This window comes from Leptolyngbya sp. FACHB-671 (genome assembly GCF_014695745.1).
Classification (GTDB): domain Bacteria; phylum Cyanobacteriota; class Cyanobacteriia; order Elainellales; family Elainellaceae; genus JAAUTN01.
Window position 1 is genome coordinate 51,435 of the sequence record NZ_JACJOV010000056.1, and the last position, 17,848, is coordinate 69,282.

At 50.1% G+C, this 17,848-nt stretch carries 13 protein-coding genes; 9 read left to right on the forward strand and 4 right to left on the reverse strand.

Features of this window, described 5'->3' with window-relative positions; translation table 11 throughout:
• Positions 1 to 14: 14 nt before the first annotated feature.
• The 8 genes from H6F93_RS05540 to H6F93_RS05575 all read left to right on the forward strand — a co-directional run bounded on the left by H6F93_RS05540 (position 15) and on the right by H6F93_RS05575 (position 8,827).
• Positions 15 to 308: an NAD(P) transhydrogenase subunit alpha part 2 gene (locus H6F93_RS05540; RefSeq protein WP_190646712.1), complete on the forward strand. Its 294-nt coding sequence runs from the start codon at positions 15 to 17 to the stop codon at positions 306 to 308.
• Positions 305 to 1,720: an NAD(P)(+) transhydrogenase (Re/Si-specific) subunit beta gene (locus H6F93_RS05545; protein WP_190679635.1), complete on the forward strand. Its 1,416-nt coding sequence runs from the start codon at positions 305 to 307 to the stop codon at positions 1,718 to 1,720. Before H6F93_RS05540 ends, H6F93_RS05545 begins: the two co-directional genes overlap by 4 nt.
• 421 nt (positions 1,721 to 2,141) lie before the next feature.
• The gene (locus H6F93_RS05550) at positions 2,142 to 2,780 is read left to right on the forward strand and encodes an SRPBCC family protein (RefSeq protein ID WP_242043318.1); all 639 of its coding nucleotides are present in this window, start codon (positions 2,142 to 2,144) and stop codon (positions 2,778 to 2,780) included.
• 216 nt (positions 2,781 to 2,996) lie between these two features.
• Positions 2,997 to 4,067 (forward strand): Mrp/NBP35 family ATP-binding protein, encoded by a 1,071-nt coding sequence (locus H6F93_RS05555; RefSeq protein WP_190679636.1) that lies wholly within the window; start codon positions 2,997 to 2,999, stop codon positions 4,065 to 4,067.
• Positions 4,068 to 4,105: 38 nt separating this feature from the next.
• On the forward strand, positions 4,106 to 5,362 hold the full coding sequence (gene rodA, locus H6F93_RS05560) for a rod shape-determining protein RodA (RefSeq protein ID WP_190646709.1): 1,257 nt from the start codon (positions 4,106 to 4,108) through the stop codon (positions 5,360 to 5,362).
• Positions 5,363 to 5,537: 175 nt separating this feature from the next.
• Positions 5,538 to 5,732, forward strand: coding sequence for an NAD(P)H dehydrogenase subunit NdhS (locus tag H6F93_RS05565; RefSeq protein ID WP_190646708.1), 195 nt, complete (start codon positions 5,538 to 5,540; stop codon positions 5,730 to 5,732).
• 204 nt (positions 5,733 to 5,936) lie between these two features.
• Positions 5,937 to 6,614, forward strand: a complete 678-nt coding sequence (locus H6F93_RS05570) for an HAS-barrel domain-containing protein (protein ID WP_190679637.1) — start codon at positions 5,937 to 5,939, stop codon at positions 6,612 to 6,614.
• Positions 6,615 to 6,709: 95 nt separating this feature from the next.
• The gene (locus H6F93_RS05575) at positions 6,710 to 8,827 is read left to right on the forward strand and encodes a cation:proton antiporter domain-containing protein (protein WP_190679638.1); all 2,118 of its coding nucleotides are present in this window, start codon (positions 6,710 to 6,712) and stop codon (positions 8,825 to 8,827) included.
• Between the two features lie 136 nt (positions 8,828 to 8,963).
• Here H6F93_RS05575 and H6F93_RS05580 read toward each other — a convergent pair whose 3' ends face one another.
• From H6F93_RS05580 to H6F93_RS05590, 3 genes are all read right to left on the reverse strand, one after another.
• Positions 8,964 to 10,028: an anthranilate phosphoribosyltransferase family protein gene (locus H6F93_RS05580; protein ID WP_190679639.1), complete on the reverse strand. Its 1,065-nt coding sequence runs from the start codon at positions 10,026 to 10,028 to the stop codon at positions 8,964 to 8,966.
• A 39-nt stretch (positions 10,029 to 10,067) separates the two neighbouring features.
• Positions 10,068 to 11,039, reverse strand: coding sequence for a LysR family transcriptional regulator (locus H6F93_RS05585; RefSeq protein WP_190679640.1), 972 nt, complete (start codon positions 11,037 to 11,039; stop codon positions 10,068 to 10,070).
• A 223-nt stretch (positions 11,040 to 11,262) separates the two neighbouring features.
• The gene (locus tag H6F93_RS05590; RefSeq protein WP_190679641.1) at positions 11,263 to 14,685 is read right to left on the reverse strand and encodes a M14 family zinc carboxypeptidase; all 3,423 of its coding nucleotides are present in this window, start codon (positions 14,683 to 14,685) and stop codon (positions 11,263 to 11,265) included.
• Positions 14,686 to 15,189: 504 nt separating this feature from the next.
• On the opposite strand from H6F93_RS05590, the gene H6F93_RS05595 reads away from it, so the two are divergent.
• A complete protein-coding gene (locus H6F93_RS05595; RefSeq protein WP_190679642.1) occupies positions 15,190 to 15,603 on the forward strand; it encodes a hypothetical protein in 414 nt (137 codons plus the stop codon).
• 29 nt (positions 15,604 to 15,632) lie between these two features.
• Here H6F93_RS05595 and H6F93_RS05600 read toward each other — a convergent pair whose 3' ends face one another.
• Positions 15,633 to 17,834 (reverse strand): response regulator, encoded by a 2,202-nt coding sequence (locus H6F93_RS05600; protein ID WP_190679643.1) that lies wholly within the window; start codon positions 17,832 to 17,834, stop codon positions 15,633 to 15,635.
• Positions 17,835 to 17,848: the final 14 nt, after the last annotated feature.

Genomic DNA, 17,848 nt, shown 5'->3' on the forward strand with positions numbered 1-17,848 from the left:
GAATTTTTGACTCTATGGCAGCAGGATTACTGACTGGTCTGGTTGTATTTGTCTTAGCCTCGTTCGTTGGGTTTGAAGTGATCAATAAGGTGCCGCCAACCCTGCACACGCCTCTGATGTCGGGTGCGAACGCGATCTCTGGAATTGCTGTAATTGGCGCAGTGCTAATTGCCGGAGCGCAAGAGTGGAACGTCACCGTCATTTTGGGCTTGATCGCAGTGGTTTTGGCAACCGTCAACGTTGTGGGCGGTTTTCTGGTGACCGATCGGATGTTGCAAATGTTTAAGAAGAAAGAGGTGAAGGCATGAACAGCGGGTTTACAGAGTTTTTGCCAACTGGAATTGAAATTACTTACTTGGTTGCAGCTTCCCTATTTATTGTTGGGTTAAAACAATTGGGTTCACCTGCCACTGCGCGTCGGGGAAACCTGATTGCAGCGATCGGGATGTTTCTGGCAGTTGTTGCCACCCTGCTGAATCAGTCGGTGTTGAATTACCAGATGATTTTGCTGGGTGTGGTGATTGGATCATTGGTCGGGGCGATCGCTGCTCAAAGAGTCGAAATGACCGCCATGCCTCAAATGGTGGGTTTGCTCAACGGCTTAGGCGGTGCAGCTTCTACCCTGATCGCAGTCGGTGAATATTGGCGGCTCATGGGTCTCGGCGAAACCATTCCACTAGATGCCACCATCACCGTTATTCTTAGCGTTTTGATCGGCAACATTACCCTCACGGGCAGCTTCCTGGCGTTCGCCAAATTGCAAGGTCTGGTCAGCGGTTCCCCAGTTACCTACCCGCTTCAGCAACCGATCAACGTTCTCTTGCTGATTGGCTTCCTGGCAGGTAGTGCCTACTTAGTTGCGACAGCCCCCGACCCAACTGTCTTCCTGGTCATTAATGGAATCTCTCTGCTTTTGGGAGTACTGTTTGTGCTGCCTATCGGTGGCGCAGATATGCCAGTCGTTATCTCGCTGTTGAACTCCTTCTCCGGCTTGGCAGCCAGTGCCGCAGGCTTTGTCCTGATGAACAACATGCTGATCATTGCAGGGGCACTGGTTGGCGCTTCAGGTATCATCCTGACGCAAATTATGTGTAAAGCGATGAACCGCTCCATTGCTAGCGTTTTGTTTGGCGCATTTGGTGGCGCTACCAAGGCGACCGGAGGAGCCAGCGGCACTCAGCAAGACAAAATTGTTCGTTCAATTGGAGCTGAGGAAGGCGCAATGATGTTGGGCTATGCCCGATCGGTAGTAATTGTGCCTGGATATGGCATGGCAGTTGCTCAGGCCCAGCACACCGTTAGAGAACTGGCGGACCAGCTAGAAAAGATGGGGGTCGAGGTCAAGTATGCAATTCACCCCGTTGCCGGACGAATGCCCGGTCACATGAACGTACTGTTAGCCGAGGCAAACGTTCCCTACCCTCAGCTCCATGATATGGATGACATCAACCCAGAATTTGAGCGTACTGATGTCGCCCTTGTAATTGGGGCAAACGATGTGGTGAATCCTGCTGCACGAAGTGATGCCAACAGCCCAATCTATGGAATGCCAATTCTAGAGGTAGACAAAGCTCAGCACACCATCGTAATTAAGCGGGGCATGAGCGCTGGTTTTGCGGGTGTTGAAAACGAGCTGTTTTATAAAGACAAAACCATGATGCTGTTTGGCGGTGCCAAAGACGTGGTGGCTCAGCTTGTGTCTGAGGTAAAGCAACTGTAAGCAAAAGCGCTTACAGAAGCGGAGCCTCCTGAAGTGAATCGCTCTTAAAAGCGTGGCGTTCGGATTAAAACTAACGGCAGATAGCGCATAGAGTTTGCCGGATGCCACGCCTTTACGGTTTCGTTCAAATCAGACTTAACCAATAGAGCAGAAATAAGGAAGAACTTATAGTAAATAGCTAAATGTCGAGGGTTTAGTTATGAAGCTGGAACTCTCAGCGATGGGATATTTTGGGCGATCGCGATATTTATGATCATTTACTAATCTCGTTTGCTAAATAACGTTACGAGTCCTGTACTCGGTACTTCATTTTTGCCGGTTAGACTGCTGAGATGACTACAATCAAAAACAACCTGGAGGAGTAGTCTAGGGAAAATCTAGAGGAGTTCGCGGGTGAGATGATCCCGAAGCGAATAAATCTATGATGCGATCTGTTAGTGGTTGGTTGCGCGAGGAGTTGTCAATGTTGAGCTTTTGGGTTCGATTTGTCCACCGAGATTCACCTCGGGTCCGTTCCCTCGTTGGAACTTATCAGGCTATTAGCTCAGCATCAGTCGATGCGTTGTGGCAGAAAGTTGTCAATCTAGCGGATGTGTCCTGGCACCCGCTCCTCGCTAGCACCAATGCGCCTAAAGGATTGATCCCCAAACCAGGGCTAATTTATCAGGCGGTGACTCGGCGATTTCCGATTCCGATTCAGATTTTTGTGGAGCGAGTATCGCCCAGAGAGCTTTTGAGCGTCAGGATTTTAGCAATTCCTGGAGTTGAGGAACGGGTGACTTATAAGGTCGAATCTACAGTTTGTGGAACTCGTGTATCCTACTCTGTTACGCTCAAAGGCTGGCTCTCTCCAGTTGTATGGTCATTTATTCGCCCTTACGCTTCTAGAGTCGCGGCGGAACTGGCCCATGCAGTAGAGCAAGAAATTCAAGCGATGCGAAGCAGTTCCCCATCTGGGATAATTGCCCCCTCTACCGCTCCTAAGCCAATCAACAAAGGCTTTCAAGATCTTTTGAGCGTTGTGGCGTTAATTTGCGGAACTGGCTATTTAATGCACTAAGCAGGGGAAAGGGAAAAAGCAGCCAGATGTGAGTCTGTTTTTGCTGATTTGACTGCGTCAGCGCTGAATGGTGTTTTAGTGTTTGATGGCGATCGCTTACCTAGCCCAACCGTAAGTTGTCAGACAGCCCAGTTAACCTACACCTGCTAACGGTAAGATCAACTCGTAGGAAGAAATTACTAAACGACCCTGCACTTGAGACGGGTGGAGAATACGATGGCTAAAGTTCTTGATTCCAGTGCAGTGTTAGAAGTCCTCAAACCTGTGCAAGACCCTGAACTCCGCAAGAGTTTAGTAGAGCTAAATATGATTCGCAACGTCAAGATCGACAATGGCAATGTCAGCTTTACGCTGGTGCTGACTACGCCTGCTTGCCCGTTGCGTCAATTCATCGTCGAAGAATGTGAGCAAGCGATCAAGACTCTTCCTGGAGTAGAAAATATTTCCGTTGAAGTCACTGCGGAGACACCGCAGCAAAAATCTTTGCCCGATCGCACTGGAATTGAGGGAGTGAAAAACATTCTGGCAATCTCCAGCGGCAAGGGTGGCGTGGGCAAAAGTACCGTTGCAGTTAACGTCGCGGTTGCACTGGCGCAAGCGGGCGCAAAGGTTGGATTAATTGACGCAGATATTTATGGACCAAACGCACCCACCATGCTAGGGCTAGCAGATGCCAAAATTGTGGTACAGCAGGGAGCACAGGGAGAAGTGCTGGAACCCGCTTTCAACTACGGAGTAAAGCTGGTTTCGATGGGCTTTTTGATTGATCCCGACCAGCCTGTAATCTGGCGTGGGCCAATGCTGAATGGAATTATTCGGCAGTTTCTCTATCAAGTCCGCTGGGGCGAATTGGACTATTTGATTGTAGATATGCCACCTGGAACGGGGGATGCTCAGTTGACGATGGCTCAAGCGGTGCCAATGGCAGGCGCAGTCATTGTTACGACTCCGCAGACGGTGGCGCTGCTCGATTCCCGTCGAGGCTTGCGGATGTTCCAGCAAATGCAGGTGCCCGTTTTAGGAATTGTTGAAAATATGAGCTACTTCATTCCACCCGATGCACCAGACAAGCAATATGACATTTTTGGATCAGGTGGTGGTGAAAAAACCTCTAAAGAGCTAAATCTGCCCCTGCTGGGTTGCATCCCCTTGGAAATGTCTTTGCGGCAAGGGGGCGATCGCGGCGTTCCAATCGTGGTTGAATCCCCGGATTCTGCTTCGGCACAGGCGTTGAAGGCGATCGCCCAACAAATTGCAGCACGAGTCTCCGTCGCTGCTCTCGCCTAACCCCTATATCCCACACCCCATACCCTATACCGTCCCGTATGCTGCAACGCTCCGTAGTCCGTTTAAGCTGGAGAACTCTCCTCCAACCCTGGCAAGAAGTAGACTGGCTGATGTTTTTCGTGCCCGTCGCACTCACCGTCATTGGCGGCATTTTTATTCGTAGTACGGAACTCAATCGGGGAGCCAGCGATTTTTGGTGGCAGCACTGGTTAGTGGGTGGCATTGGGCTAGTAATGGCGCTGGTGATTGCCCGCTCTCGCTACGAAATTTTAGTGCAGTGGCGCTGGATTATCTACGGTATCACCAACCTCTCTTTGCTAATAGTGATCCTGGCTGGTACAGATGCCAACGGTGCTCAAAGCTGGCTAGAGATTGGCAGTTTCAACGTGCAGCCCTCTGAGTTTGCCAAAGTTGGACTGATTGTTACCCTGGCAGCCATAATGCAGGAGCGAACTGCCTCCACGATTTCCGCAATGCTAAAAGTGTTGCTGATTACAGCTGTTCCTTGGATTCTGATTTTGCTTCAGCCAGACTTAGGAACTTCTCTCGTATTTGGGGCAATTACATTAGGGATGCTCTACTGGGGCAATGCCAATCCGGGCTGGCTGATTTTGCTAGTTTCCCCGCTAGTTTCTGCCATTCTGTTTGGTGTGTACCTGCCTGCCTGGTTAGGTTGGGTTGCACTGATGATTGTGATTGCATGGCGCACCCTTCCCTGGAGTTGGTATGGAGCGTTGGGTGCAGCAGCAGTCAACCTGCTTTCTGGGGGATTAGGTCACGTTCTGTGGGGGTTGCTGCAGGACTATCAGAAGGACAGACTAATTCTTTTCCTAGATCCGGACAAAGACCCTACAGGAGGCGGATATCACCTGATTCAGTCAAGAATTGCGATCGGAGCAGGTCAACTTTGGGGACGCGGGCTCAATCACGGCACCCAAACTCAACTTAACTTCATTCCAGAACAGCATACTGACTTTATTTTTTCAGCCATTGGAGAAGAGCTCGGGTTCGTTGGCTGTATCGCAATTATTCTTGCATTTTGGCTGATTTGTCTGCGGCTAGTGATTATTGCTCAGAACGCTAAAGATAATTTTGGGTCTTTGCTGGCGATCGGCGTTCTATCGATGATTGTGTTTCAAGTTTTAGTCAACATCGGCATGACTATTGGTCTGGCACCAATTACAGGAATCCCTTTACCCTGGCTTAGTCATGGGAAAGCAGCGCTGTTGACTAATTTCGTTGCGATCGGACTGGTTGAGTCAGTCGCCAACCATCGCCATCGATTGAGGTTTTAGACAGCAGAGAGTTAGACAACAGAGAAACAGGATAAGCTTCAATATCCGTTTAAGGGGAAAGGGAGAAAAGGGAAACACTGAGGTATTTCTTTTTTCTCCCTTTCCCTTTTGTCTCCTAAAAAGGATTGAGATAAACTTCTAAATAAAGTTACTGTTCGTTAGCCAAAGACAAGCCATGATTTTGCCAGGTTCAGCCGTTCGAGTCAAAAATGTGGATGATATCTACTATGCCTTTCAGGGTTTAGTGCAGCGAGTCAGCGACGGCAAAGCAGCCGTTTTATTTGAGGGTGGTAACTGGGATAAGCTAATTACCTTTCGCTTATCAGAGTTAGAGCTTGTTGATGCAACTGCTGGGCGTAGCAAAAAATAGCCCAAATTGTGTCTTAAGCAAGGCATTTTTGGGTTATGTATAGATCAGCACAGATCCATTAACACCACACTCTGTCTATAGGGTGTGGTGTTTGAGTAAATTCAGTCCTTCAATTGACTTGATTGATTAGTTCAGCCAGAGCTGGTGCCTCTATCTTCAAGTAGAGATTCCCATTCAACTTCAAACAGATTTAAAGCTGCCCCTATGCGCCTTCCTCTGCCTCAGTTCTCTAGCCAAAACCGCCATCCTAGCTACATTGCAGAGGTAATTGAAACTGCAACTACAGAGTTTTTGGCGCAATGTTTGGAGCCTGAGGATTTAAGCTTTGCGGCGATGCCACCCTTTGGCAGTTGGGTGAAGGCGGTCGACGAAGAGTCAGGAAATCAAATTTATGGGGTGGTTTATCATGTGACGACCAGCCCGATTGATTCGGTGCATCGGGCTAGAGCTTTGGGCTTGTCTCTGCAAGATTTGCGAGAGCAGCAACCGCAAATTTTTGCCATGCTCAAGACTGAGTTTCGGGCGGCGATCGCTGGCTTTCAACCGCGTCGCACACCTACCAACGGACACCGAAATGGCAATCAGTTGAGTGACACCATTCACCAACACCTGCCGCCCCGCCCACCCCAAATTCACCAAGCGGTTTACTACTGCGATCCGGAAGAGGTGATTCGTTTTAGTGAAAAGCTAGATTTTTTGCGAACGCTGCTTCAGGTGAGAAATGCTCCAGTTGAGAGCCTTGCTGCCGCAGCCATACGAGAAATTTATCAGTTGCGACAGGGCGATCGCACTTGGCTAGTGCAGGCAGGGCGATCGCTCAGCATCTTGCTTAAAGATGACTACGATCGGCTACGCGTCATCCTTGACCAAATCTACCTCTAAGCCTCAACCTCACTATCCATACCTAACTCGGTTATTCTGGCGTGGATTGTTATCCCCCTGTTCGTCATCTACCTTAGAGGACTTGTCCCAAGCCTATGCATATAGAACCAGTTGTTTCCTTTGCCATCCTGCTGGCAGTGATTTTGATTGTCCCCATCTTTTTCGAGCGGCTGCGGCTGCCCGGACTGGTAGGTTTGTTAGCCGCAGGAGTCGTGTTGGGGCCAAATGGCTTGAACCTATTTCAGACAGAGTCTGAAACCATCCGGCTACTTTCTGACATTGGGTTAATTTACCTGCTGTTTATGTCAGGGTTAGAAGTTGACATTGAGCAGTTTCAAGCGACCAAACATCGCTCGGCTGGCTTTGGTTTTCTAACATTTATCGTGCCTTTAATCTTTGGCACGATCGTAGGACGGTTTTTTGACTTTGGATGGAATCCGGCAATTCTGATTGGTTCTTTATTTGCCTCTCATACGCTGCTGGCTTACCCCATCGTCAGCCGCATGGGGGTGGTCACGAATGAAGCTGTGACCGTTACCATTGGGGCGACTATTTTCACTGATATTGGGGCGCTGCTGGTTTTGGCGGTTTGTATTGGTATTCATGGGGGGGATTTTGACACCTTTAGCCTGGTTAGGTTGCTGCTGTCGATTGCGATTTATTCTGCCCTCGTCTTGTTTGGATTTAACTGGCTGGGTAAAGAGTTCTTCCGTCGGTCTGGCGATGAAGAAGGCAACCAATTTCTATTTATTCTCCTGGCAGTCTTTGTTGCCGCAGTTGGTGCAGAGGTGATTGGGGTCGAAAAAATCGTTGGAGCGTTTTTGGCAGGTTTAGCCGTCAACAGTGCAGTTGGGGAAGGCCCGGTCAAAGAAAAAGTACTGTTTGTCGGCACAGTGCTGTTTGTACCGATTTTCTTTATTGACTTGGGTTTATTGGTTGATATTCCTGCTTTTATCAGCAGTCTTGGTGCAATTTGGCTGACCATAGCGATTGTGGTGGGGTTGATTAGCAGCAAGTTTCTAGCTGCCTTTTTCGCCAAGCTAGCTTATCGCTATAGCACCCGTGAAATGATCACGATGTGGTCGCTGTCGATGCCTCAGGTGGCTGCAACACTGGCAGCTACGTTAGTGGGAGTGAGGGCAGGACTGCTAACCGAAGACGTGTTAAACGCAGTAATTGTGTTGATGCTGGTGACAGCAACTCTAGGTCCGCTGATTACTGCTCGTAGTGCTGCTGGATTGATTCCCGTGGAGGGCAATCTGGAACCTGGAAGTTCCGCTGCTATCTGGGGAGAAGCTTCGCCCAGTCGGGCTTTGACTGTAGTTGTGCCAGTTTACAACCCCCAAACTGAGCGTTACTTAATTGAGATGGCAGCTCTGTTGGTTAAGCATGAGTCAGGTAAAGTTGTGCCGCTCTCGATCACGGCTGCTCACGCCCACATGGATGCACCTGAGCTAAGGAAAGCGTTGCAGGGAAGTGATTTGTTGCTGGAGCGAGCCACCGAGATGAGTCGGGGGTTTGGGGTAGAAGCTGAATCTCTGCTGCGGATTGATGACAGCATTGCTCAAGGAATTAGTCGGGCCAGCCGCGAGGAAGACGCAAACCTGATCATCATGGGTTGGGGAAGAACAACCGGATTGCGGGCGAGATTGTTTGGCAACGTGATTGATAGCGTCCTTTGGGCTTCTCACTGCCCGGTTGCGGTGACACGTTTACTCGATTCACCCACTAATATTCGACGCATCCTGGTACCAATTGAAAACCTGACTCAGCAAGCGGTGAGAATGGTGCGGTTTGCTGAAATTTTGGCGGACGAAAATCAGGCCCAGGTGACACTGCTGCATGTATGCGATCGCCATGCTTCTCCCAATCGAGTTACCTGGATGGAGTCACAGTTAAGGCTGCTATTGGCTAAATGCTCTCCGAATAGCAATTCTGAAATTCGCATTGTCCCCAACGACGATGTTGTTGGCGCAATTTTGCAGGAGTCCAAATCTTATGATCTGGTGGTGATCCGATCGCTGCGTCGACGGATTAGCGTGGGTGAACTTGCAATCAGCGATGTCACAACTCAAGTTGTGAAGCAACTGACCTGTTCTCTAGTGATGTTAGGGGAACCTCAGCGTCAGAGCAGTACTGTGTTGTTTGGTAGCAACTCTGGTATTCCAGTAGCTAACCTTTCTGGTCCGCCGGAGCCTGCAATTGAGGGATAGATAGTTTTTCTGTAGTCTTTTGGTTGTTGAAATAATACCAATTTCAAGAATTAGGGCTACAGATGGAAGGACACTCCGCGTCGCGGAGTGTCCTTCCATCTGTAGCCCTCTGTTAGAGAGAAATGGAACTAGCACTCTAACTGGGAACTGCGACAAATGCGTTGACGGACGCTTTCAACTGCTGCAATTTTGCGTGGGCTTGTCCAGACGTGAGGAGCAGTTCTGCTTGAGCCAAACCGGACTGCAGATCAGGGCTAGCACCGCAGCGCCAGAGATAAAAGCCGCCATTCCAGATTACAGACTGCATCATCTCGCCGGGTTGTCCTTGCAAAACGGATTGAATGTCCTCAAGCAGTTGCGTGGTGGTAGTTAGAGGAACGTCTTTGCCAGCCAGGTCATAATCCCGACAGGACAGCAGTAGACGCTCTAGAGGAGCCTGACTGTCAGGTTGACCGATGCCAATGATGGCAGTGCGATCGCGAGGCAGGTCACAGCTTCCTTCTAACCCTTTGACGGTGGCAAACTGGTTGACTCCTCGCAGTGCAAAGGTTTCTGTAAACATGGTCTCGGTAGGCGGATGGACAAATCCCGCAACGATATGAGCATTTCCGGCATAGGGTGACCAGATTAGCTCAACCGTTGCCAGAGGTGGACGTTTGCCAATTTGATCGCGATAGGGAACTAAGCCCTGCGCTAGCGGAAAGTGATAGGGCAGGTAAACAAACCCCAGTCCGGTTTGTTCTAAAACAGTTTGAGCCTGGTCAAGCGGCAGCGCCCAGTTAACCCCCAGCCCTCGCCAAACCTCAATCAGGGGAATGCCGTGTTTGGTCGGCATTCGATCGCCCCCATGCATAATTACCGGACAATCTGCTGCAGCCAATATTAGAGCTGTGATGGGGCTGAGCGGTGCGGTGCGCGATCGCCCATCATAAGGAATTCCCAGAACCGTTACTGGGTGGGTAGAGGCGATCGGTTGCAGCTTGGGCCCAAGCTGATCGTAGGTATCTAGAATACCGGCTAGCTCTTCGCCCGTGGGTCGCTTAATCCGATGAGAGATCATAAATGCGCCAATCTGAGCGGGAGTCGCTTCCTGGGTCAACATCATCCGGGTTGCCTCAGCTGCTTCCCAACGTGTCAAATTCCTGCTTGTGTGGGTACCGCTGCCGACTCTTTTTAATAACTCCCTGAACGCATCGCTCATCGTCCTAGCCCTGGTAAAAATATAAGGTTATCTCATTGATCAGGAGTGCCGAATCTGGCAATGGGCAGCGGATGGTGAGGTATCGGCATTCGTCTGAGGCAGTTTTGCTGTATCGTTCTCTGGAGCAAATAACTGATGCACCAGTTCCCGAAAGCGCTGAATAGGAGGAATTTGCAACCGATCTTGAGTTGTCACCAAAACGACCTGCCGAATTAAAACTGGAGCCTCAGTTGGGCGAACTGCTAATGTCGTGTCTAGTTGGGCATCTAGGATAGCAGCTTTAGGCAGCAGGGCAATCAGTTCTCCCTGACGCACTATTCCCCGAAAAGCATCCAGTGTGTTCAGTTCTAATACAGCATTTAACACTGCACCCTGGCGCTGGAACTGCTCCTGCACCAACCGCTGCATTCCATAGCCATCCTTAAATACGACCTGGGGATAGCGTACTAGCTCAGTCCAGGGCACCTGTTCGTACTGAGTTAGGGGATGCTCAGCCGCCATCAAAATCTCGACTGGCTCATTATAAAGAACATCCGTGACCATCTCCGGTGTTGCGGTTAGGAAACGATTATTCATCACGATCGCCACGTCTACCAGTCCATCTTTTAAGACTTTAAGGGCGCGATCGCTGCCCAGAGAGGTAACGCGCAACTGCACATCTGGATAATCTTGACAAAAGCGCTGAAGCACAGGCGGCAAATAGTAAGCACAGACGGAATGGATTGCGGCAATGCATAGTTCTGGCTGTTTGCCTTCGCGCAGGTCTGTTAGCTCTTGAGTCGCATTTTGCCACTCTTGACAGATTTTGCGGGCGCGAGGGAGGAAGCGATCGCCTGCCAACGTTAACTTTGCCTGAGCAGTCCGATGAAATAGCGGCAGACCCAAATCTGCTTCCAGGCTTTGAACCTGACGGCTAATCGTAGACTGAGTTACACCACAGAGACGGGCAGCCTGCTGAAAGTTGCCCGTCTCTGCTACTGCTAAAAAAGCCTTCAACTGCTCTAGACGCATGGAGATGTAGCTAAGATCACACTTTATTCTCGATAGCACGACCTTAGCGGATCTCAGAATCCTGTTTGGTAGGCTAATGCACATTATCGCGATTCCCCTAGCAAGGAGCACTAGTGAATGAGGAGATACGATCGCCCCTACCCATCCACTAGTGCTCCTCGTGATCAGATGGGCAAGTATAGCTTTGCCCATCTGATGCTTGGGGATTGATCAGCCTTCAAGACTAAACCGGAACAAACGTGGACTCACTCAAGGCACTTGCACTGACCTGATTAAGCACGGCAAACACATTATCGCCGTACTTGATCAAGGTATTCTTGCGCTCTTGGGTGACAGACAACTGACCAAAGCTGAGTGTGCCAACTAGACCAATCAGGTCTTTGCCGACCTCAAAGCCTTGAATGTAGTCTGTGCCACCTCCTACGCCGATCGCAAAGGTATCGCTGCCTGCACCACCGTAAAGGCGATCGCTGCCTGCACCGCTCCAGAGGAGGTCGTCTCCGGCATCGCCGTACAGCACATCATCGCCTGCATCGCCATACAGCTTGTCGTTGCCACGTTTGCCGCTGATGCGATCGTTGCCTCTGCCGCCATAGATGACATCATCACCACCCTGACCACCACCAGAGGACGAGGTGTTGGCATCACCGCGCAGCAAGTCATCACCATTGCCGCCAATGATCAGGTCATCACCCCGACCACCCGCGATCAGATCATTGCCACCCCGACCGTAGATTGTGTCACTGCCGTTGCCTCCTACGTATTGGTTAGCCTCTGCATCTCCGTCAAAGACAGTGGTATTGGCACCAGGAGCTTCTAATACGTCCAGGAAGACCGCCGTAGGAACGCCATAGTTGCCGTCTGCATCAGCACTTTCCACAAAGATCGTGAGACGACCCACCCCTAAACCAGTCGTATCGATAGTGCCTTTTAGTTCTTCGACTGCTTCGTCAAATGCGCCGTCTGCCGCAAATAACTCAAACGTCTCCGTTTCTTTTGTCCAGGAAGGTAAGCCAATCGAATAACGGGCACCACCAACGATTTCAGGTTCTGGAATCTCGAGATCATCGGGTGTGGTTCCAGTAATCCCGTCTCCTTTACGAGTCGAATCCGCCGTTGCAGAAAGCTCTACTGCTGCTCCTGCAAGCACCTGACTGAGATCAAGCTGTATGCCAGTCACATCTGGGCTTCCCGCAGTTTTGTAAGGCGATCGGGCTGATTTTGCAGCGTAGAAAAAGGCAGGAATGATCTCTTTAACAATGACGTTCTCGAATTCTTCGGTGTTTTGGAAGAAAGCGGAGCCTAATTCAAAGGTGTAGCCCGGAACTCCTAGCGTGCTGTAAACCCAGTCGTCCGTTGTTCCGCTTGTGGGATAAAGCCCGATCGCCTGCGAAACGTCATAAGCCTGATCGACCAGCCCTGTAAAATAACCAAACTTTAGTCCCAGATTTCGCAGTGCTTCTTGGTTAGGAGCGGGTTCATCCGTCCAGCCAAACGGGTAGAGAATCAGATCGCCAAAGCTGTGAACGTCAATGTAGACACCTGATGTGTCTTCTGAAGCAGGGTCAAAGTCGCCAGGGCCTTTTGTGTCTGGGAAAGTTTCCAGTAAATAATCCCGCAACGCCTGACTCTCTGGTTCCGAGAAAGGAGCCGTTCCTTGATAGGTCAAATCAGCGGGGTCAGTGCTTGCCGCTTCTTCTCCAATTTCTCCCCACTTAGAGTCGTAGTTGCGGTTTAGGTCAACGCCGTAGTTAGGAAATTCTGCTGTGCCGTCACCAGGGTTGGTGTTCTTGCGCCAGGAATAACCTTGTTCAGCAAACTTGCGTCCGTCGGGGTTGACGATGGGCACCACACGAACTTCAAAGTTGTCTAGAATCCAAGTGGTGTCAGGATCGGTGCCGTAGTTAGCGATGAGCTGTTCGGCAAAGCGAGTGACAGATTCTGTGGTGGAATATTCCCGCGCATGAATAGCACCCTGGACAAAGAAGACGGGTTTTTCTTCTTGTAGATTGCTGTTTTTGTTGCTGATCTCCAGGGAAAAAATGTCGTAGCCTGCTGAGCCGCCGGGAGTAACTTTATCGTAGCTGTCGCCGATGTCTACCCAACTTGCAAGATTTGGATTCAGCGTTGCTAGTTCTGACAGATCAGCGTAAGTTTTCTCAACGGTGCGATAGCTGGTATAGCCCGGAATCGTCGTTTCTGTGATTTCTACCGGAACGTCTTCTACCACCAGACCGTTGTAGTTGGGGTCGTCACTGGTGAGGGTGACGCTGACGGTGGTTGATTGGTCTTCACCCTCGATAAGGTCGTCGGCGATCGCCTCCACAACGGAAGTCTGGGGAACAAACCAGTTGTCTTCTGTAAACGTGATCGACCGGATCGGCTGAAGCTGATCACCATCTACCGTGAAGCTCAAAGTCACATCCGAAGTCGGGCGGCTCTGCAAGGCAAATTGAAAATCAAGCGGATCGGGAACATTGCTCTCGCTCACGGCTACCAGTCCGCTAGGCGTGGTTACACCCGCTACCAGGTTGTCGGTAATTCTGACATTGTCGACAGCCCACAGATAAGACCAGTTGCCATCAAATCGGAAGCGAACCTGCGCCTCTGATGAACCGCCTAGCGCCTCAGTCAAATCGACGGTCGGCGTGTTGATGTCGTAATCGCCCGTGTTAGAGGAATAAACGGATTGCCACTCTGTGCCGTTGTAAGCTTCGACAAACACTTCACTGGCATTGATCCCCGCAGCGATTCCACCATACACCTGGTCAAACTGCAGAATGACAGCCTCAGCGTCCGAAACATCAAAAACAGGAGATTCGAGCGTAATATTTTCGGCTACATCATCATCGGAGAGAAAATCGCTGTCATAGACTGCGACTGGATTGTCAAAATTTGGGTTCAAAGGCTCATTAATTTCATTGCGATTACCAGGGTTATCAAAGCGCCAGAGATCTGTTTCGGGATTCCCCTCAATCACATTGACCGTCCAGCCTGGAGGTGGGGTTGCGCCACTTGCGCCTGAGAAATCCTCGGCAAAATAGGTTTCAGGTTCTTCTAAAATCGCGGGATGGGTGGCGATCGCCTCACTCGAAAAAGCCAGAGCAGCCGACATTCCACCTGTCTTTACGTCCAGATCCCAGTTTCCACCGTGAGCAGAATTGCCAACTGGGGTGGTGGAAGCAGCAACTTCAACGCCAATCAAAGACTTTAGCAATTGAATGAACGCCATTCCCGCTGCGGTATCGGCAACTCGACAGCCGTAGATCAGCAGCTCGGCGCGGTCGCCCAACGCATTGCGCCACTGCTGCAACTGGGCTTGGTATTGCGCCAAGGTTTCGTGGCTGAGCTTGGCGTTACCGACCTGCAAACTGCCAGGACTACCGTGAGCCACAAGGTGAATGCTGGAGATCTGGGTGCGCCCTGCCAAAGCGAGACTGATTTGTGTCACCCCATCTTCATGAGGATGAAGGACAATCACTTCTGCACCTGGGGTTACCCCTGCTCCAAGGTGCCCATAATCTTGTACAGCCGCATCAATAAAGACAAGTTGCTGGCTGGATGCAGCTGAAACGGAACTGCTCAGGGGAGCTAAGGTTGAATTTTTGGCAGTAGAAACAGTGTGAGCAAGAATTAAATTTTGCACGGTAGAAAAAATATTTAATAGGAACGTGAACGACTGAGCGAGTGTGAATGAGTCACTTACCTGACAGCGTTTTGCCTAGCCTGGATGATTAGGTGATTGAGACGAGGCGGTTTGATGTGAAAGCTTATGGAATTTGGGGCTAAACGGGAATGAATACAATTAAGTAACTGTAAGCAACTGCTCTTGATAGCTTGCGGATTAGAACAAAGAGCTATTCAGTTGGCGATAAATCCATAAATGACAGAAGGTCAATCTTTAATAGGAAAATCATCAACAGATGGCGTGGGCGATCGCCTGAAATAGCTGTTTATCTTAAATAGGATAGGTTCCTGACAAGGCAACGAAGAGCAAACTACTTTTAGCTGTTGCTTTCAAATGACAAGCGTTATACATGTAGTGACGCAGTTATACAAGATCTCTCGAAGCGATATGGCAAAATGTAGCTTGTGATACATTTTTCTCATTCTTTATGATCTCCACAGATCTTCTGCAGATCCTCTACTTATGAAGATTCCGGTTCGATTCGCTGTATCTCTGTTCCTACTGGTTCCTGTGCTGACAGTTCCTTTAATGAGCAATGCAAACCCTGCTCTATCCCTTGAAAATTTGCCAACGGGTGAATACCACTACGAAGCAATTCACGCTTCTGAAACGTCCAGCCGATCTATCTTGTTTCGCAAAGCCGGACGGACAGTGATTGGTCTCCAAATGGGCGCTAATCGCAGTTGCTTTAGAGGGTTTGTAGAAGGAAATCGAATCGTGAATGCAACCCGCGTTTTTCCACCTTACGATCCGGCTTCAAGACAAGATTTTCAGGAGGAGATGCTTGACCTGAGCCAATACAGTCAGGTTGAACAGGAGCTAAGAGAACGCGATCGCGCCACACTACGAACCTGCATCCAGTTCTTTTGGCGTTAAGATTTTTGTGATTTTTGGGAAAGGGAAAATTATCTAGCGGGGGCACGTCCTACCAAATCTGCTACGGCTTTGGCTAATTTCTCTGGCTCTACAGGTTTGGGCACATGTAGCTGAAAGCCTGCTGTAAGGGACTGATGTTGATCCTCAGGACGAGCATAGGCGGTGAGGGCGATCGCTGGAATCATGCCGCCTCGATCTGGCTCTAACTCTCTGACTTTGCGAATGAGGGCATAGCCGTCTTCGAGCGGCATTCCAATGTCACTCACTAAAATATCTGGATTAAATTGCTCAACTGCCTCTAACGCTTCGCTCACCGATGCGGTTGCAATCACATGAGTGCCATACCCTTCTAGAATCAGTGTGATGATTTCACGGGTATCGACCTCATCGTCTACTACCACCGCTTGGATGCCCTTGAGATTGATTGCAGAACCAGAAGAACTGCGTTCTTGTGCATCTGGTTGAGCTACCAACAGCGGCAAACGAATCGTAAAAGTGGCACCTTGTCCTTCTCCCAGACTCTCAGCACAGATCGTGCCACCATGTAGCTCGGTCAAGTGGCGCACGATCGCCAACCCCAAACCCAAGCCCCCATACACCCGAGTAATTGAGGCGTCCGCTTGACGAAAATAGTCAAAAATAAAGGGCAAAAATTCAGGCTTAATTCCCTTACCTGTATCGCTGACGGCAATCTCAGCGTATTGGGCATGAACAGAAGCTTTAGACAGTCCGTTCTCGGGGCTGGTTTCAGGTTCAACCAGCGATAGACGAATTTCGACTTGCCCACCTTGAGGCGTGAACTTGATTGCGTTAGACAGCAGGTTCCAGATAATTTGCTGAAGCCGATTGGGGTCGCCTATCGTTTGAAACCGAGCATAGATCGGGTTAGCATCGACCGTCTTCCAGTCGGGTTCAATCGCTGTACCAGTTGAGGGCGCTGAAGGTTCTAGCAATACTTTGAGGGGAATCGACTTGGCTTCAGCCGCAGGACGCATGGTGTCGATCGCCGCTTCAACAATCGAAATCAGATTGACAGGGCTAACTTTTAGCGTCAGCTTGCCCTGAATAATGCGCGAAATGTCTAGCAAGTCTTCGATCAGGTGCGTTTGCAGTTTGGCATTTCGCTCAATGGTTTGCAGGGCACGTGTTAGCGTTGCTTCGTCAAATCGTTTTGTTTGGAGCAGTCTAGACCAGCCCAGGATGGGGTTGAGGGGCGATCGCAACTCATGGGAAAGCGTCGCCAAAAATTCATCCTTAATCCGATTTGTCTCCTGGGATTGCAGGTAAAGTCGGGCATTGTCGATCGCCACTGCCGCGACCTGCGCCAACTGCACCAAGAGCGCTTCATCTTCCTCGGTAAACTCACCTTCATACTTATCCGAAAGCTGAATCAAGCCAATGTTATTGCCCTGACGGCTAATTAAAGGCACAGCCAACCAGCCCCGCAGGGGGGGGTGACGGTCGGACTCCGTGCCAAACGCGCGCCAGTTTGGATGAGCCTCTAGCTCCGCTTGCGTCATTCGCATCGGGCGATTCATGCGGCAAACCCAGGAATAAATCCCAGAGCCGTTTGGTGGTTCTTCGTAGTCCCGCCATTGAGCGTATTTATCAGATAACGACATGGCGCTGATTGCCTGTGTCCAATTGCCGTCTACTGTCATGCTGGTGACAGCCTGGTGCGCTTCAATGATTTCTCTAGCTTGCTCGGTAATTAGCTTCAGCGTTTGATCAATCGAAAGGAGGGAATTAATCGCGATTGAGGCTTGTGCTAGCTTCCGCAGGCGACTGGTGTATTGGCGCTGACGAGTCAGCAGTTGCGCCCGTTCTTGCTCAACCCATTTGCGCTCAATTCGCTCTCTGGCTTCTCGGACGGCTCTTTCTGCTACTGGCGCAAGGCGTTCTAGCCGTTGCTTGAGGACGTAATCCGTCGCACCATTTCTCAAGGTTTCGATCGCCACTTCTTCACCCAGATTGGCAGACACAAAAATGAAGGGTACCTCTGGGTAGCGATCGCGGACAATTTCTAAAGCGGTGAGTCCATCAAATGTGGGCAGCGAGTAATCTGACAGAATCAGGTCAAATGTGTCATTTTCTAGCACCGTTAGAAAGTCCGTCCGATTTTCCACACGAGTCAGCTTGCATTCCGGCCAGTTAGTGGTCAAATTTGCCTGGATCAACTCTGCATCCAACAAACTATCTTCCAGAAGAAGAACATGTAGCGGTTGCATCATCGTTATCCTCACGG

What these genes read in the sequence shown, in the direction of transcription:
- H6F93_RS05570 (WP_190679637.1), top strand. Translation starts at nt 5,937, where the DNA reads ATGCGCCTTCCTCTGCCTCAGTTCTCTAGCCAAAACCGCCATCCTAGC.
- H6F93_RS05600 (WP_190679643.1), bottom strand. Translation starts at nt 17,834, where the DNA reads ATGATGCAACCGCTACATGTTCTTCTTCTGGAAGATAGTTTGTTGGAT.
- H6F93_RS05565 (WP_190646708.1), top strand. Translation starts at nt 5,538, where the DNA reads ATGATTTTGCCAGGTTCAGCCGTTCGAGTCAAAAATGTGGATGATATC.
- H6F93_RS05575 (WP_190679638.1), top strand. Translation starts at nt 6,710, where the DNA reads ATGCATATAGAACCAGTTGTTTCCTTTGCCATCCTGCTGGCAGTGATT.
- H6F93_RS05580 (WP_190679639.1), bottom strand. Translation starts at nt 10,028, where the DNA reads ATGAGCGATGCGTTCAGGGAGTTATTAAAAAGAGTCGGCAGCGGTACC.
- H6F93_RS05585 (WP_190679640.1), bottom strand. Translation starts at nt 11,039, where the DNA reads ATGCGTCTAGAGCAGTTGAAGGCTTTTTTAGCAGTAGCAGAGACGGGC.
- H6F93_RS05595 (WP_190679642.1), top strand. Translation starts at nt 15,190, where the DNA reads ATGAAGATTCCGGTTCGATTCGCTGTATCTCTGTTCCTACTGGTTCCT.
- rodA (WP_190646709.1), top strand. Translation starts at nt 4,106, where the DNA reads ATGCTGCAACGCTCCGTAGTCCGTTTAAGCTGGAGAACTCTCCTCCAA.
- H6F93_RS05550 (WP_242043318.1), top strand. Translation starts at nt 2,142, where the DNA reads ATGATGCGATCTGTTAGTGGTTGGTTGCGCGAGGAGTTGTCAATGTTG.
- H6F93_RS05555 (WP_190679636.1), top strand. Translation starts at nt 2,997, where the DNA reads ATGGCTAAAGTTCTTGATTCCAGTGCAGTGTTAGAAGTCCTCAAACCT.
- H6F93_RS05545 (WP_190679635.1), top strand. Translation starts at nt 305, where the DNA reads ATGAACAGCGGGTTTACAGAGTTTTTGCCAACTGGAATTGAAATTACT.
- H6F93_RS05540 (WP_190646712.1), top strand. Translation starts at nt 15, where the DNA reads ATGGCAGCAGGATTACTGACTGGTCTGGTTGTATTTGTCTTAGCCTCG.